The sequence below is a fragment of the Microbacterium canaveralium genome (assembly GCF_047238045.1).
Classification (GTDB): domain Bacteria; phylum Actinomycetota; class Actinomycetes; order Actinomycetales; family Microbacteriaceae; genus Microbacterium.
Genome location: NZ_JBDFMA010000003.1, coordinates 3,414,857 through 3,430,148, shown reverse-complemented (window position 1 = coordinate 3,430,148; position 15,292 = coordinate 3,414,857). Strand labels below are relative to the sequence as shown.

Genomic DNA, 15,292 nt, shown 5'->3' with positions numbered 1-15,292 from the left:
GCTGCCGCAGACGGGTCGCGCTCGCCTGCGGGCCGCACATCGTGGACCGTCGGCGACATCACGCGCCGGCGGCGGCTCAGGCGGCGGGCGCGGGCGGGGTGCTGATCAGGTGCGGCTGATCGACAGCACGATCAGGGAGGGCCGCAGAAGAGGCGACCCGGACGTGAACGAGCTCGACCTGCCGGGGACGGATCGCAGCCACGCCAGCAGCGACATCCACCCGTCCCGGGCCGGGAGCACCAGGATGAGCAGGGTCAGCAACGCGAGCAGACACGTCACGGCAGCGAAAGCATGAGACGTCCCGCAGACCGTCTCATCGCACGAGGGCGTCACCACCCCGCTGACCAGGACATCAGCGGCGGCATCGGGGGCCGCAACGACTGCGGAGGCGGACACGACAGTGCCCGCCTGGTCCTCTTCCAGACTCAGCGAATGCATCGCAAGCAGCCCCGCGATGATCGCGGTCACCGCGGCCAGGTAGAACCACAGGGCACGCCGGGACCCGAGTGCCCGCCGTCGCGCCACCACCTGGTTCACCGTCGACGCCCCTTCCTCGATCACGCCCAGCATACCCCGGGCGGGTAGCCATCCCCGAAGCGATACCCATCCTGGATACCCCGGATGGGTATATGCTGAGTGGTAGGGGGCACCCGCTCCCGTGCGTGGTGTTCTGACCGTGTCGCGGAGGCAAGGCACCGCTACCCTGGACGGGAAGGAGGTCGGTCGTGAACGTGATTCGCTCGCACGCGCGTCTGACCCCCGGGGTGCGACGGCTCCTGCTGGCCGCTCCGATCGCCCTGGCGATCATCACCGGGCTGCTGTCCATGCACGTCCTGACCGGTTCCCACCAGCCCGCCCTGGCATCAGAGACCAGCGCGATGAGCACGCACAGCCAGGTCGGCTCCGCACCAGCCGCCGCCGACGATACGCCGATGACCGCAGCTGCGGCGGAGGGCGCTGGAGGGCATTGCCAGGACGGGTGCGGCAGCCCTGCGGGGATGCCGGATCACTCGATGCTGATGATGGTGTGCGTGCTGGCGCTGCTGGCCGCGGTGATCGTCCTGCTCGCCCCGACGTCCCGTGCCCTTCTCACATACGCCGTAGCCCGCTCGCGCTCCCATACCCGGACTCTGCTGGTCGGATTGCCGCATCCCCGCCCGCCTTCACTGCTTGTCCTGTCCATCAGTCGCACCTGATTCCGCCTGAACCCCGGCGACCCTTGCCGGGGATGCTGCACCCTGCCCTCCCGGGCACTGAATCAGACCCTCACCGACTGAATAGACAAGGACACCCCTGATGCGTTTTCGTACTCTCACGCTGACCGCCGGCGCCCTGGCCACCGTGCTCGTGCTCGCCGGCTGCGCCCCCACCGACGGCACCATGCCCGGCATGGACCACGGACCCGGGGGGATGACCAGCACCGCCCCCTCCCAGTCCGCCGCCGCGTTCAACGCCGCGGACGAGATGTTCGTGACCATGATGATCCCGCACCACCAGCAGGCCATCGAGATGGCCGATCAGATCCTCGCGAAAGACGGCATCGACGAGCGAGTCGTCTCCCTCGCCGAGCAGATCAAGGCCGCACAGGACCCGGAGATCCAGACCATGAAGGGCTGGCTGGAGGAGTGGGGCGTCCCGTACGACGACTCCATGTCCGGGATGGACGGCATGGACATGGGCGGCGGGATGATGTCGGAGGACGACATGGCCGCTCTGGATGCCGCGACCGGGGTCGAGGCGACCCGCCTGTTCCTGAACGGCATGATCGCTCACCACCAGGGCGCCGTGACGATGGCGCAGTCGGTGCTCACCGACGGACAGAACCCGGACGTGGCCGCCCTCGCGCAGCAGATCATCGACGGGCAGACCGCCGAGATCACCACGATGCAGGACATCCTCGCCAGCCTCTGACCCGGTACCCCTCGGACGGGACCCGCGCTCCCGATGCCGGTCCCGTCCGAGGCCCCACCCTCGACCCCTGTGCGGTCACCGGTATCCGGCGTACCCGCACGGAAAGGACCTCCGTTCATGATCTCTCCCACCACCCGCAGACTGGCGATCACGGCCACCGTCACCGTCGCGCTGCTGCTCACGGGCTGCAGCACCACCCCTGCGGAGCCCGATGCCCCCGCGGGCACCGCGGCCGGGTTCGGGCATGTGCACGGCATCGTCGACGCCGGTGACAGCACCGTGCTGCTGGGCACCCACACCGGCCTGTACACGCTGGGCGAGGACGGCACCGTCACCGGCCCGGTCGGTGGCATCGACCTGGACGCGATGGGACTGACCGCTACCGGTGACACCCTCTACGCGTCCGGGCACCCCGGCCCGTCCACCCCGGCGGAGCTCGGCGCCCCCAACCTCGGCATCATCCGCAGCCTCGACGCCGGCGCCTCGTGGGAACCGGTCGCGTTCACCGGGGAAGAGGACTTCCACGTCCTCACCGTCACCGGCGACGGCACCCTGTACGGGATCGGATCCTCCCGGCTGCTGCTGCGCACCAGCAGCGACGGCGGGCAGAGTTGGGCGGACGGTGCCGAGCTGCCCGCCGTCGACCTGGCCGCCGCGACCGACGGCACCCTGTACGCCGCCACCCAGGACGGGCTGCAGCACAGCACCGACGGTGGCGCCACCTTCACCCCGGCGCCGGACGCGCCAGTGCTGTACCTGGTGGAGACCGACCCAACCGGTGGGGTGGTCGGAGTGGACACCGACGGGACGTTGCGACGCCTAGTCGGCACCGGCTGGGAGAACGTCGGCACCACCACGGGAACCGTCCAAGCCCTCGGGGTCACCGGGGACGGTGCGATCGTCCTGGTCGATGACCGCGGCGTGGTCTGGATCCGCGACACCACCGCCACCGTTCTCATCCCGGCGGCAACACCATGACCACCGTCATTCGCACCTGGCGCGACCCGAGCGGTCGCGGATCGGAAGGAGACCGACCATGACCCCCACACCGGCACCCCCCGCGTGGGCGCACCGCACCACTGATGCCACCGCCGAGCAGTTGGCGGCGGTGGATGCGTGGTGGCGGGCGGCGAACTATCTGAGCATCGGGCAGATCTACCTGCAGGGTAACCCGCTGCTGCGCCACCGCCTCAGCCGGGACGACATCAAGCCGCGGCTGCTGGGGCATTGGGGCACCACCCCGGGCCTGAACTTCCTCTACGCCCACCTGAACCGCGCCATCCGCGACCGCGACCTGAACACCCTGTACGTGACCGGGCCCGGGCACGGCGGACCCGGCATGGTCGCCAACGCCTACCTCGACGGCACCTACACCGAACGCTACCCGGGCATCGACCGCACCGAAGAGGGGCTGCGGGCGCTGTTCCGGCAGTTCTCCTTCCCGGGCGGGATCCCCTCGCACGCGTCCCCGGAAACGCCCGGGTCGATCAACGAGGGCGGGGAGCTGGGCTACTCCCTCGTGCACGCCTACGGGGCCGCGTTCGACAACCCCGACCTGCTGGTCGCCTGCGTGATCGGTGACGGGGAGGCGGAGACCGGGCCGCTGGCGACCGCGTGGCACGGCAACAAGTTCCTCAACCCCGCCCATGACGGGGTGGTGCTGCCGATCCTGCATCTGAACGGGTACAAGATCGCCAACCCGACCGTGCTGTCCCGCATCCCCGAGGAAGAGCTGGTCGCGCTGCTGCGCGGCTACGGCCATCACCCCCACGTCGTCGCGGTCGGCTTCGATGGCGAGACCCCGCAGGAGTCCCACGCGACGTTCGCGGCGGTCCTGGATGCGGTGCTGGATGAGATCGCGGACATCAAGGCCGCCGCGGCGGCCGGGACGCTGGAGGGGCGGCCGGCGTGGCCGGCGATCGTGCTGCGCAGCCCGAAGGGGTGGACCTGCCCGAAGATCATCGACGGTCTGCCGGTGGAGGGCACCTGGCGGGCACACCAGGTGCCGCTCGCCGAGGTCCGCGACAATCCCGAGCACCTGCGGATCCTCGAGGACTGGCTGGCGTCCTACCGCCCGCACGAGCTGTTCGACGTGACCGGCGCCCCCCGCCCGGCCACGGTCGCGATCGCCCCGGACGGGGATCGGCGGATGAGCGCGAACCCGGCCGGCAACGGCGGACAACTCACCGTCCCGCTGCGGCTCCCGGACTTCCACAAGCACGCGCAGCCGGTCGACCCGGCCGAGCGGGGTGCGGGAACCGGGGAAGCGACCCGCGTGCTGGGCGAGTGGCTGGCGGGGGTGATCCGGGACAACCCGGACAACTTCCGCATCTTCGGCCCGGACGAGACCGCCTCCAACCGGCTCGCCCCACCCGTCTACCAGGCCACCGGCAAGCAGTGGAACGCGGCCGTGGAGCCCGTCGACGAGCACCTGGCCCCGACTGGGCGGGTGATGGAGGTGCTCAGCGAGCACCAGTGCCAGGGCTGGCTCGAGGGCTACGTCCTTACCGGCCGGCATGGGCTGTTCAACTGCTACGAGGCGTTCACCCACATCGTCGACTCGATGTTCAACCAGCACGCCAAATGGCTCGAAGCGGCCCGGGAGGTGTCGTGGCGGGACCCGATCCCGAGCTTCAACTACCTGCTCTCCAGCCACGTCTGGCGGCAGGACCACAACGGGTTCTCTCACCAGGACCCCGGGTTCATCGACCTCGCCCTGAACAAGAGCCCCGACATCGTCCGCGTCTACCTGCCGTTCGACGCGAACACGCTGCTGTCCACCTACGACCACTGCCTGCGCTCGGCCGGGTACATCAACGTCGTCGTCGCCGGGAAGCAGCCCGCTCCGCAGTGGCTGACGATGGACGAGGCGATCGAGCACTGCACCCGCGGGCTCGGGATCCTGCCGTGGGCGGGCACCGAAACCGAAGGCACCGAGCCGGATGTGGTGCTCGCCGCCGCCGGCGACGTCCCCACCCTCGAGACCCTCGCCGCGGCGGCGCTGCTGCGCGAGCACATCCCCGACCTGAGAGTGCGGGTGGTGAACGTGGTCGACCTGACCCGGCTGCAATCCGAGGACCAGCACCCGCACGGTCTCCCGGACCGGGAGTTCGATGCGATCTTCACTCCCGACAAGCCGGTGATCTTCGCCTACCACGGCTACCCGTGGCTGATCCACCGACTCACCTACAAGCGCGCCGGGCACCAGAACCTGCACGTGCACGGCTTCCAGGAGCGCGGCACCACCACGACCCCGTTCGACATGGTCATGCTCAACGACCTCGACCGGTACCGGCTCGCGATCGACGTCCTCGACCACGTCCCGGGCCTCGCCGCCCGCCACGCCGGCCTGCGGCAGGAGCTGCAGGACGCCCGCCTGCACGCCCGCGCCCACACCCGCGAGCACGGCACCGACATCCCCGCCGTCGCCGACTGGCAATGGCCCCACCCCGACACCACCGACCCCACCCTCGGGAAGGAACCGAAATGAGCGACACCAGAACCGTGACCCTGCAGGTCAGCGGCATGATCCGCGCGACCTCCAAGAACGTCACCGAAGCCCACCTGAGCCGCCAACCCGGGGTGATCGCCGTGGACGCGAACCCGGTCTCGCAGACCGCGACCGTCACCTACGACCCCGAGACCACCTCGGTCGCGCACCTGCAGCAGTGGGTCATCGACTGCGGGTATCACTGCGCCGGCCAGTCCGTCCCCGACCATATCTGCGACCCCGCGCACGACCCGCACGACGAGGGTGCGCACGACCACAGCGCCCACCACGGCCCCGCAGCTGAGGGCGCACAAGAACCGCACGCGAGTCACGACGCGCACGAGGGCCACACGGATGCCACGGGTCACGCCAGCCACGCGGGCCATAAGGGTCCTGCGGGCTATCACGACGACCCCGTCCACGATCACGCCGCTGGCCACGACCACACGCACGCCCCGTCGGCGACGGCGGATGACGGTGAGCATGCCGGTCACCACGTCGAGCACGCCGGTCACACCGCGGCCGCGGGTGGGCACGATCATGGTGCAGCGTCGGGTCACAGTGCGCAGGAGATGATGGGCCACGGTGGGCATCACGGCGGGATGTCGATGGACGCGATGATCCGCGACATGCGCAACCGGTTCCTGGTCGCGCTGATCCTGTCGATCCCGATCACCCTGTGGTCTCCGATCGGGCGGGAGGTGATCGGATTCGAGGTGCCGGCACCGTTCGGGCTGCGCGATGACGTGTTCATGCTGATCCTGTCGCTGCCGGTGATCTTCTACTCGGCGTGGATCTTCTTCGACGGCGCCTACCGGGCGCTGCGCGCGAAGACCCTCGACATGATGGTGCTCGTCGCGGTCGGTGTCGGCGCCGGCTGGCTGTACTCCCTCGCGGTCACCCTCACCGGCGGCGGTGAAGTGTTCTACGAAGCCGCCACGGTGCTTGCCACCTTCGTGCTGCTGGGGCATTGGGTGGAGATGCGCGCCCGCGGCGGCGCGAACGACGCCATCCGCACCCTCCTGGAGCTCGCACCCTCGCAGGCGGTCGTGATCCGTGACGGGCAGGAGGTCGAGATCCCCACCAGCGAGGTCGTCCCGGGGGATCTGATGCTGGTGCGGCCGGGGGCCAAGATCCCCACCGACGGTGTCGTGGAATCCGGAGAGTCCGAGGTGGACGAGTCGATGGTCACCGGCGAGTCCATGCCGGTGGACAAAGCGCCCGGGTCGGAGGTGATCGGAGCGACCGTGAACACCGTCGGCACCCTCCGCGTCACAGCCACCAAAGTCGGCTCGGACACGGCGTTGGCGCAGATCGTGAAGCTCGTGCAAGAGGCGCAGAACTCCAAAGCCCCCGGGCAGCGCCTCGCCGACCGGGCAGCGTTCTGGCTCGTCCTGGTCGCCCTGATCGGCGGCACCCTCACCTTCCTGGTGTGGCTGCTCGCCGGCGCTGCAATCCCGATGGCGATCCTGTTCGCTATCACCGTCGTCGTCATCACCTGCCCCGACGCGCTCGGCCTCGCCACCCCGACGGCGATCATGGTCGGCACCGGGCTCGGCGCGAAACGGGGCGTGTTGTTCAAGAACGCCTCCGGGATCGAAACCGCCGCCCACATCGACACGGTCGTGTTCGACAAGACCGGCACCCTCACCAAGGGGGAGCCGGAGGTCACCGACTACATCCCCGTCGGCGGCGACGACCTCGAGACTCTCTCCCTCGCGGTCGCGTTGGAGCGGGAATCCGAGCATCCTCTGGCGAAAGCGATCGTGAATTACGCCGACGCCCGCGACGTCCCCCGTCGCACCGCGACCGCGTTCCGAAACGTCACCGGGCAGGGCGCGATCGCCACCGTCGACGGTCGACAGGTCGTCCTCGGCAACCCGCGCCTTCTCACCGGGGAGGGGATCGACATCAGCGGGGTGCAGGCCGCTCAGCAGGACCTGGCTGGGTCCGGCCGCACCGCGATCCTGTTCGCCGTGGACGGGCAAGTCGCCGGGATCATCGGTCTCGCCGACGCACCCCGGGACACCGCAAAGACCGCGATCGACGCTCTCCACGAGCAGGGCGTCGAGGTCGCAATGCTCACCGGGGACAACAAGCCCACCGCCGACCGGATCGCCGCTCTCCTCGGCATCGACACCGTGATCGCGGATGTGCTCCCCGAGGACAAGTCCGCGAAGGTCGCCGAGCTGCAGAAGACGGGCAAGAAGGTCGCGATGGTCGGCGACGGCGTCAACGACGCCCCCGCCCTCGCCCAGGCCGACCTCGGCATCGCGATCGGCGCCGGCACCGACGTCGCCATCGAGACCGCCGACGTGGTCCTGATGCGCTCGGACCCGCTCGATGTTGCGATCGCACTCAAGATCGGCAAGGGCACACTGCGAAAGATGCGGCAGAACCTGGGCTGGGCCATCGGATACAACGCCGCCGCCCTCCCCATCGCCGCTGGCGTGTTCTACCCGGCGTTCGGGATCATGCTGTCCCCGGAGATCGCCGCCCTGTCGATGTCCGGTTCCTCCGTGATCGTCGCCGTCAACGCCCTCCTCCTCAAGCGGCTCCGCCTGCCCGCCCAGGCGCCCGCTGCGACGACCATGCAGAAGGAGCCCGAACATGCCTGACCGTCCGCTCTCTCCCACACCGTCCTCCCCGATGCTGCTGACCCGACGAGGTGTGCTCGGACTCGGACTGGGCGCCGTCGCGGCAGCCGTGCTCGCCTCCTGCACCCCCGCGCCGCAATGGGTGACACCCACCGGCGCAGCGGTGTCCGGCACGGAGAAGAACCGCGGCGGCACCGGCCGAGTCACCACCGTCGACCTCACCGCCGCCCCCACCACGCTCGACCTGGCCGGTACCGCCGCCGCCACCTGGGCGTTCGGAGGTATCCCCGCCCCGGTAATCCGGCTCACCGCAGGCGACACGCTGAAAGCGACCGTCCGCAACCAGCTCGACGCGGACACCTCCGTGCACTGGCACGGACTTGCCCTCCGCAACGACATGGATGGGGTCCCTCCGGTAACCCAAGCCCCCATCGCCCCGGGCGGACAGTTCGCATACGAGTTCGTCACCCCGCATCCGGGCACCTACTGGTTCCACCCCCACGTCGGCCCGCAACTGGACCACGGCCTCTACGGTGCGCTCATCATCGACGACCCGGACGAGAAGGTGACGTGGGACGACGAATGGGTGCTGATCCTCGACGACTGGCTCGACGGCGTCACCGCCACCCCGGACCAGGTCCTCACCGACCTCTCGAAGGGCATGGGAGACATGGGCGGGATGGGCGACATGTTCATGCGGATGGGGAACCTGCTGATGGGCGCCACCTCCGACCTGCTCGGCGGCGACGCCGGCGACGTCTACTACCCGCACTACCTCATCAACGGCAAACCCAAAGCCGACCCCGCCCAATTCACCGGCACTCCTGGTGCCCGGGTGCGGATCCGTGTCATCAACGCCGGCAGCGACACCGCGTTCCGGTTCGCGATCGGCGGCCACACCCTGACGATCACCCACACCGACGGGTTCCCGGTGGATCCTGTCGAGGTCGACAGTGTCCTGATCGGGATGGGCGAACGCTACGACCTGCAGGTCACCCTGGACGATGGGGTGTTCCCTGTCGTCGCCGACGCGGAAGGCAAGCAGGATCGCGCGTTCGCGCTCGTTCGCACCGCCGCTGGCACGGCTCCGGCCAGCGACGTCCCCGTCGCCGAGCTCGGCACCGGCAGGGTCGGCACCGCTGCCGGACTGAGCGCGACCGCCTCCGTCACCCTCCACCAGGCATCCCCCGACCGGGTCGTGCACCTCGCGCTGACCGGGGGGATGGAGGCGTACGACTGGGGGATCAATGGGCGCCGGTTCGACATGAACGACCCGTTGCGGGACGCGCACGCGATCAGTAGGGGGGAGCGGGTGCAGTTGCGGATCCGCAATGACACCGAGATGTGGCATCCGTTCCACCTGCACGGCCACACCTACCAGCACGCGAACGGCGGCCCCCGGAAGGACACCTCCATCATCCTCCCGGGCCAGACCCTGACGGTCGACTTCGATGCCGACAACCCCGGCCAGTGGGTCGCGCACTGCCACAACATCTACCACGCCGAGACCGGCATGACCACGGTGCTCGGATACCAGTCATGAACCGCGCGTTCACCCCCTGCACGGGAGGATGATCGCGCGGGCGATCGGACGGCGGCGGCGGACGTCAAGTCTAAGTGGACTTCCTACTCTTATGTAGGGATCTGCCATTTCGCGCGGAATCCTGCTGACGAAACTGCTGCCAATTAGCGTGGAATCCCCGAGTTCTCCGCCACCTTGACCGGGAACCTACATCGCTCTGAGTTCACCCCCGTCGCGCGCTCGCACGGCACCCGGCGCGTTGACGTAGGTCCCGCGTGCCGCTTCCGATCATCGTTATCAAGTGCATGCACGTATTGCGATTTGTTTATGTGTTGTGATGTGCTGATCAGGTGGAACGCGAAGCGGGGTTAGAAGCAACGGCGGCCTTGTTCAAGGTTCTCGGATCGCCGTCGCGCCTTTATCTCGTCCGGCTGCTCGCCTCGGAGCCCTCGGGAGTGAGCGCGCTGGTGCAGCGCAGTGAGATGTCGCAACCGCTGGTGTCGCAGCACCTTCGGACGCTGCGGCAGGCGGGAATCGTAACCGTGTCACGCGCCGGGCGTGAAGCGATCTACCAGCTCGCGGATCACCACATCGCGCACGTCGTCGACGACGCGATCACTCACGTCCTCGAAGAGGACGCCTCTGACAAAGGAGAGATCTGATGAGCACGACTGAGGTTCACGCCGAGCACACGGTGTCCGAGCACGAGCACGGAACCGACTGTGGCCACGAGGCGGTCCAGCACGACGACCACGTCGACTACGTGCACGGTACGCACCACCACGCGGCCCACGACGACCACTACGACGAGCACGAGAGTGTCGCCGAGCACACGGTCGCAGACCACGCCCATGGTGCGGACTGCGGACACGAGACCGTTCCGCACGACGATCACGTCGACTACGTGCACGACGCACACAAGCACGCCTCCCACGGTGAGCACTACGACGAGCACTGAGCCTCGGTGACGCCGAGCGCGCACATCGACGAGGGGCTGACGGGCAACCGTTGGCCCCTTCTTCGTGCTCGGGCCGCCGGTGCCGCCCTGTGGCGCGGGTGGGACGAAGTGAGTTCAGCGTTCCGTGTACTGTAAGGGCTATGCCGACCATGACCGCGACCGTCACGCACACCGCCGCGCTAGCCAGACTCGGCCATGCGCTCTCGGACCCGACACGGGCCGGTGTCCTGCTCGCGCTGAGGGAAGCGCCGGCATACCCCTCCGATCTGGCTGACGCATTGGGAGTTTCACGGCAGGTGATGTCGAATCAGCTCGCGTGCCTTCGCGGCTGCGGGCTCGTCGAGTCGATTCCCGAGGGGCGACGCACCTGGTATCGATTGGCCGACAAGCACCTGGCGCCGGCGCTGGACGAGCTCCTGCGCGTCGTGCTGTACGTCGAGCCCGGATGCTGCGCCGGCGAGAACTGCCGCTGCGCATGAGCGCCACGCACGCGCCCATCGATCACCGCCGGCTCGTCCTTCAGCGCCGGATTCGGTGGATCGTCTTCGCGACGATCGGCTACAACCTCGTCGAGGCGGTCGTCGCGATCACGGCCGGCACCGTCGCTTCCTCGGCCGCGCTCGTGGGCTTCGGGCTCGACTCGACGATCGAAGTGCTTTCTGCCGCCGCCGTCGCCTGGCAGTTCACCCGCCGCGACCCCGAACGCTGGGAGAAGGGCACGCTGCGCGTCATCGCGATCGCATTTTTCGCTCTCGCGGCCTACGTCACGGCGAGCTCCGTCCTCGCGCTTCTCGCTCGGGTTGAAGTCGAGCACTCTCCGGTGGGGATCGCGATCACCGCGCTCAGCGTGGTCGTCATGCCGTTCCTCTCGCTCGCCGAACGCCGCGCGGGACGGGAGCTCGGGTCTGCCGCGGCCGTCGCGGACTCCGCGCAGACCCTCATCTGCACATATCTCTCGGCTGCTGTTCTGATCGGCCTTCTGCTGAACAGCCTTTTCGGCTGGTGGTGGGCCGACCCGATCGCCGGCATCGTGATCGCTACCTTCGCGGTTCGCGAGGGGCTGGAGGCCTGGCGCGGCGATGCCTGCGCAACCTCGGTCGGAATGATCCGCGACGACCCCGACGCGTCGCGGCTCGCCTCCTCACTCGGTGAGCATGAGCAGTGATCTCTGAGGTCTCGCACCGATCTGATTGCGGCGGCTCAGCGCGGCGTCGTCAGGACAACGCCTCGAGAAGGCTGCACACCGCGAGTGCGACGCAGGTGGGTGTCATCACGAGGCGTTCCGGCCGGCTGCGGGAGATCGCGTTCAGCGCGATGCCGAGCACGAAATAGCCGAACGCCACCCAGGTGGCGATGACGGCGAAGTCGGGCGGAGCGCCCCAGGCTCCCGAGCGCCAGAGCAGCAGGCTCGCGATGGTGGCGTAGACCGGGACGGATGCCGCGCTGCCGACGCGCAGGCGCCGGGGGAGTACGCGATGGTGACCTCCCCACACGAGTCGGCCGTAGGGGCGGCCGGCCGCGACCAGCACTTGGAGTCCGCTGAGGGCGGCGAGGATGGCGGTCGCCACGACGGCGGCGATCATGGCCGGTGGCCCGTCGCGGCGATGGTCGAGAGGTGGCGGCGGGCGTTGACCGCGAGCGCGTCGAGAGCCTGTTCCAACGCAGCGAGATCGACACCGTTCTCGAGCCCGTCATGAGAGCGATCCAGTCCCGCCCAGGCTGCGGTCAGGAGCTCGGTTCCGGTGGGGCTGAGCGAAACGGTGTGGGCTCGGCTGTCCGCGGGGTCGGGGGTCACCTCCACCCAACCGCGCCCCGTGAGGGCGCTCAAGCGCTGGGTGACGGAGGCGCGTGACACGTCGAGCGCACGTGCGATGTCGCTCTGGCGAGTGGGCTGCAGCGCCTGGATGGTGATGAGGATGCGGAACGCCGAGACGGTGATTCCGTGCGCCGGCTGCAGATAGGCATCGGCCACGCGATCAACCAGTGCGGTGGCGCGGTGAAGGGCGAGCGCGAGGCGTTGGCCGGGGGGCAAGCTGTCCATTTCGTTAATCACTTAACTGTTTCCGGGGTCATCGTGTCAACGTTCTTCTGTTCGCGAAAGGAACCAGCGAGACGGCGGTGGCGATCGCGGCCAGCAGCGCGGCGACGAGAAACGTCGCGCGCATCGCGCTGAGTGACCCGGTCGATGCGGCATCCATCCCCGCGTCGATGGCAGCGTAGAGGACACCCATCGCGGAGGCGCCGGTGATGAGTCCGAGGTTGCGGGAGAGCCCCAGCGCGCCGGCGATCCTGCCGCGGTGGGCCGGGTCGGTGTCGCTGAGGACGTGAGTGTTGTTCGCGGCGAGGAAGAGCTGGTAGCCGGGCGTGAGGACGATGAGCGCGACGATGTAGCCGACGACCCCCCACCATAAGGGCAGGAGGGCGAGGCATGCGGCGCCCAGGGTCACGAGCGCGAGACCCGCGGTGATCATGACGGCGGGCGTGGTGCGGTCGACGAGCCGCCCGGCGAGGATGCCGCTGACCGCGGAGGTCACGGGACCGACCGACATGACGAGACCGACGAGGGGGAGGGAGAGCTCGAGTCCGTTGTGAAGGGCATAGGGGCCGACGACGAGCGTCGACATCATGACCGTCGCAACGAGGACGTTCGTGATCATGCCGGTGGTGATCGACCGGTGGCGCAGAGTCGCGAGCGGCAGAACGGGGTGCGCCGCGCGTCTTTCGACGGCGGCGAAGCCGCCGAGCAGCGCGACCGCTCCGAGGAGCAACGGCGCGGTGGGCCAGTTCGATCCGGGGGAGGTCAGCGCGAACGCGTAGGTGGCGACGCCGGCTGTGAGCAGAACGCTTCCGCTGATGTCGAAGCGGCCGCGCGGACGAGGCGTGGTGTCGGACGAGGGAAGGGCGGTGGCGAGCAGCAGGGATGCCGCTCCCAGAGGAGCCATCATCCAGAAGGCGGCCGCCCAGCCGCCCCACCCGATGAGGGTGCCGCCGAGAGCGGGACCCAGTGCCGTGCCGATGGCGGACGTGGTGCCGAGCACCCCCATGATGCGCCCGGTCTGACCGTCTGCGGTGACGTCGCGAGCGAGTGCGAGGGGCAGCGCTGTCATGGCGGCTGCTCCCACTCCTTGGGCGACGCGCGCCGTGATGAGCACAGGCAGTGTGGGCGCGAGGGCTCCCACCACGGCCCCGAGGGTGAACACGGCGATCCCGACCAGGAGGATCCGTCGTCGTCCCCACCGGTCGCCGAGGGCGCCGACGGTGATACTGACCCCCGTCATGGCCAGCCTGCGCGTCGCGCCCCAGTCGACCGGACACGGAGCCGCCGCGCTCGCCGACACCGACCTCTCGGATGCCGTGCTCGTGCGCCTCACCCGCCTTCGCGGCGTTACCGTCCACCCCGAGGCTCAGGCAGCCATCGTGCTCGGCGGTTCGCACTGGAACGACGTCATCGAGGCCGCCGCGCCGCACGGCCTGACCGCCCTGCACGGCAGCGCCGGCGACGTCTCGGTCGCGGGCTACTCGCTCAACGGCGGCATCTCGTTCTACGCCCGCACGCACGGCCTCGCCGTCAACGCGGTGCGATCCGTGCAGATCGTGACCGCCGATGGCTCGCTGGTCCGCGCGAGCGCAGACCAGAACCCCGACCTGTTCTGGGCGGTCCGTGGCGGCTCGGGTGCCTTCGGCATCGTCGTCTCGCTCGAGATCGAGCTGCTGCCCTACGCCGACGTGTTCGCCGGGATGCTGTTGTGGGATGCCACGCACACCGCGGCCGTCAGTCAGGCGTGGGCGGAGTGGACGGCATCCGTGCCGGAATCCGTCACCTCCTCGCTGCGAGTGCTGCACCTGCCGCCGCTGCCCGAGCTGCCGCCGTTCCTGTCGGGACGCTCGATCGTCGTGGTCGACGGGGCGGTGCTGGAGTCGGACGAGCGGGCGGCAGAACTGCTGCGGCCCTTGCGCGAGCTCGGCCCCGAGATCGATACGTTCACCCGCATCCCATCGGCCGCGGTGGTGCACATGCACATGGACCCGCCGCAGCCGACGCCCGCGGCGACCCGCCACCGCGTCCTCGACGCGCTGCCCGCCGAAGCGGTCGCGGCCTTCGTCTCGGCATCCACCGATCCGGGGCTGTTCGTCGCCGAACTGCGGCACATCGGCGGCGCGATCGCGCGGCCCGTGCCGGGCGGCGGGGCGGTCTCGGCGGTCGCGGGCGAGTACATCGTGCACGGGATCGCGGTGGTTCCGGTGCCCGAGGCGGCGGTGCCCGCTCACGGGGCCGTGAGCGCCTTCGTCGACGCGTTCGAGCCGTGGACCGGCGAGGCGCTGGCGCTCACGTTCCTCGACGGCGGCATGGATCGCGCGGCCGGTTTCGACTCGGCTCTCGAGCGGTTGCGCGCCCTGAAGGAGCACTGGGACCCGCGGGGCGTGTTCGCCGCGGGGAACCCCGTGACGTGATGCCGAGATCGGTACTACACGGGGTTCCGATCCAATCTCCCCATCGCGCTGGAGCCCACGGAGTGAGCGCTCCCCACCGAACCGTAGTCAAGGGGATGCCACTCGCTCACTATCGGCGCGGAGACCAGCCCTTCTCGAAAGAGGGGGTCGTCCGTCACGAACTCCGATGCTGATCGATCATCGACGAAAACGGCCATGGCGCGCGTGACGTGTGAATCGTCGGTCTCGACCCCGGTGTTGACCAGTCCGATCATCCAGAGGCCCTGGAGGGTATCCACATGGGCTCGATGTCTCGGGTACGCCGCACGGATGGCTGGCTCACGATCTCTCGTCCAGCTGTATTCCACGAGGCGAAGCTCCCG

The 15,292-nt window shown here is 69.3% G+C and carries 15 protein-coding genes; 11 read left to right on the top strand and 4 right to left on the bottom strand.

The window, feature by feature from the left end:
* Positions 1–105: 105 nt before the first annotated feature.
* A complete protein-coding gene (locus ABC271_RS17325; RefSeq protein ID WP_412926077.1) occupies positions 106–561 on the bottom strand; it encodes a DUF6153 family protein in 456 nt (151 codons plus the stop codon).
* Between the two features lie 164 nt (positions 562–725).
* Between ABC271_RS17325 and ABC271_RS17320 the strand changes: the two genes are divergently transcribed.
* The 10 genes from ABC271_RS17320 to ABC271_RS17275 all read left to right on the top strand — a co-directional run bounded on the left by ABC271_RS17320 (position 726) and on the right by ABC271_RS17275 (position 11,643).
* Positions 726–1,196, top strand: a complete 471-nt coding sequence (locus tag ABC271_RS17320; protein WP_036286051.1) for a DUF6153 family protein — start codon at positions 726–728, stop codon at positions 1,194–1,196.
* Between the two features lie 100 nt (positions 1,197–1,296).
* Positions 1,297–1,911, top strand: a complete 615-nt coding sequence (locus ABC271_RS17315) for a DUF305 domain-containing protein (RefSeq protein ID WP_056207384.1) — start codon at positions 1,297–1,299, stop codon at positions 1,909–1,911.
* Positions 1,912–2,028: 117 nt separating this feature from the next.
* A complete protein-coding gene (locus ABC271_RS17310) occupies positions 2,029–2,889 on the top strand; it encodes a F510_1955 family glycosylhydrolase (protein WP_060959933.1) in 861 nt (286 codons plus the stop codon).
* A gap of 58 nt (positions 2,890–2,947) precedes the next feature.
* Positions 2,948–5,401 carry a phosphoketolase family protein gene (locus ABC271_RS17305; protein WP_412926076.1) on the top strand — a complete coding sequence of 818 codons (2,454 nt, stop codon included), beginning with the start codon at positions 2,948–2,950 and terminating at the stop codon, positions 5,399–5,401.
* On the top strand, positions 5,398–8,019 hold the full coding sequence (locus tag ABC271_RS17300; protein ID WP_067165129.1) for a heavy metal translocating P-type ATPase: 2,622 nt from the start codon (positions 5,398–5,400) through the stop codon (positions 8,017–8,019). The genes ABC271_RS17305 and ABC271_RS17300 overlap by 4 nt, the downstream gene beginning before the upstream one ends.
* Positions 8,012–9,541 (top strand): multicopper oxidase family protein, encoded by a 1,530-nt coding sequence (locus tag ABC271_RS17295; protein ID WP_151487482.1) that lies wholly within the window; start codon positions 8,012–8,014, stop codon positions 9,539–9,541. The genes ABC271_RS17300 and ABC271_RS17295 overlap by 8 nt, the downstream gene beginning before the upstream one ends.
* 365 nt (positions 9,542–9,906) lie before the next feature.
* A complete protein-coding gene (locus ABC271_RS17290; RefSeq protein WP_412926075.1) occupies positions 9,907–10,182 on the top strand; it encodes an ArsR/SmtB family transcription factor in 276 nt (91 codons plus the stop codon).
* Positions 10,182–10,478, top strand: coding sequence for a hypothetical protein (locus tag ABC271_RS17285; RefSeq protein ID WP_412926074.1), 297 nt, complete (start codon positions 10,182–10,184; stop codon positions 10,476–10,478). Before ABC271_RS17290 ends, ABC271_RS17285 begins: the two co-directional genes overlap by 1 nt.
* A 140-nt stretch (positions 10,479–10,618) precedes the next feature.
* Positions 10,619–10,957 (top strand): ArsR/SmtB family transcription factor, encoded by a 339-nt coding sequence (locus ABC271_RS17280; protein WP_412926073.1) that lies wholly within the window; start codon positions 10,619–10,621, stop codon positions 10,955–10,957.
* Entirely contained in the window at positions 10,954–11,643 is a 690-nt protein-coding gene (locus ABC271_RS17275) for a cation efflux transmembrane domain-containing protein (RefSeq protein WP_412926072.1), read from the top strand. The genes ABC271_RS17280 and ABC271_RS17275 overlap by 4 nt, the downstream gene beginning before the upstream one ends.
* Before the next feature lie 49 nt (positions 11,644–11,692).
* Here the strand turns inward: ABC271_RS17275 and ABC271_RS17270 are convergent, their stop codons facing one another.
* From ABC271_RS17270 to ABC271_RS17260, 3 genes are read right to left on the bottom strand one after another with little or no spacing between them, the layout of a single operon-like run.
* Entirely contained in the window at positions 11,693–12,061 is a 369-nt protein-coding gene (locus tag ABC271_RS17270) for a hypothetical protein (RefSeq protein ID WP_412926071.1), read from the bottom strand.
* A complete protein-coding gene (locus ABC271_RS17265; RefSeq protein WP_412926070.1) occupies positions 12,058–12,519 on the bottom strand; it encodes a MarR family winged helix-turn-helix transcriptional regulator in 462 nt (153 codons plus the stop codon). Before ABC271_RS17265 ends, ABC271_RS17270 begins: the two co-directional genes overlap by 4 nt.
* 28 nt (positions 12,520–12,547) lie before the next feature.
* Positions 12,548–13,756, bottom strand: coding sequence for an MFS transporter (locus tag ABC271_RS17260; RefSeq protein WP_412926069.1), 1,209 nt, complete (start codon positions 13,754–13,756; stop codon positions 12,548–12,550).
* Here ABC271_RS17260 and ABC271_RS17255 point away from each other — a divergent pair.
* The gene (locus tag ABC271_RS17255) at positions 13,755–14,930 is read left to right on the top strand and encodes an FAD-binding oxidoreductase (RefSeq protein WP_412926068.1); all 1,176 of its coding nucleotides are present in this window, start codon (positions 13,755–13,757) and stop codon (positions 14,928–14,930) included. The two genes, ABC271_RS17260 and ABC271_RS17255, sit on opposite strands and share 2 nt — an antisense overlap.
* The last annotated feature ends 362 nt before the right edge of the window (positions 14,931–15,292 follow it).

Excerpts from the sequence above, each read along its gene's own strand:
- ABC271_RS17315 (WP_056207384.1), top strand. The coding sequence starts at position 1,297 with ATGCGTTTTCGTACTCTCACGCTGACCGCCGGCGCCCTGGCCACCGTG.
- ABC271_RS17310 (WP_060959933.1), top strand. The coding sequence starts at position 2,029 with ATGATCTCTCCCACCACCCGCAGACTGGCGATCACGGCCACCGTCACC.
- ABC271_RS17305 (WP_412926076.1), top strand. The coding sequence starts at position 2,948 with ATGACCCCCACACCGGCACCCCCCGCGTGGGCGCACCGCACCACTGAT.
- ABC271_RS17300 (WP_067165129.1), top strand. The coding sequence starts at position 5,398 with ATGAGCGACACCAGAACCGTGACCCTGCAGGTCAGCGGCATGATCCGC.
- ABC271_RS17295 (WP_151487482.1), top strand. The coding sequence starts at position 8,012 with ATGCCTGACCGTCCGCTCTCTCCCACACCGTCCTCCCCGATGCTGCTG.
- ABC271_RS17285 (WP_412926074.1), top strand. The coding sequence starts at position 10,182 with ATGAGCACGACTGAGGTTCACGCCGAGCACACGGTGTCCGAGCACGAG.
- ABC271_RS17280 (WP_412926073.1), top strand. The coding sequence starts at position 10,619 with ATGCCGACCATGACCGCGACCGTCACGCACACCGCCGCGCTAGCCAGA.
- ABC271_RS17275 (WP_412926072.1), top strand. The coding sequence starts at position 10,954 with ATGAGCGCCACGCACGCGCCCATCGATCACCGCCGGCTCGTCCTTCAG.
- ABC271_RS17270 (WP_412926071.1), bottom strand. The coding sequence starts at position 12,061 with ATGATCGCCGCCGTCGTGGCGACCGCCATCCTCGCCGCCCTCAGCGGA.
- ABC271_RS17265 (WP_412926070.1), bottom strand. The coding sequence starts at position 12,519 with ATGGACAGCTTGCCCCCCGGCCAACGCCTCGCGCTCGCCCTTCACCGC.
- ABC271_RS17255 (WP_412926068.1), top strand. The coding sequence starts at position 13,755 with ATGGCCAGCCTGCGCGTCGCGCCCCAGTCGACCGGACACGGAGCCGCC.
- ABC271_RS17260 (WP_412926069.1), bottom strand. The coding sequence starts at position 13,756 with ATGACGGGGGTCAGTATCACCGTCGGCGCCCTCGGCGACCGGTGGGGA.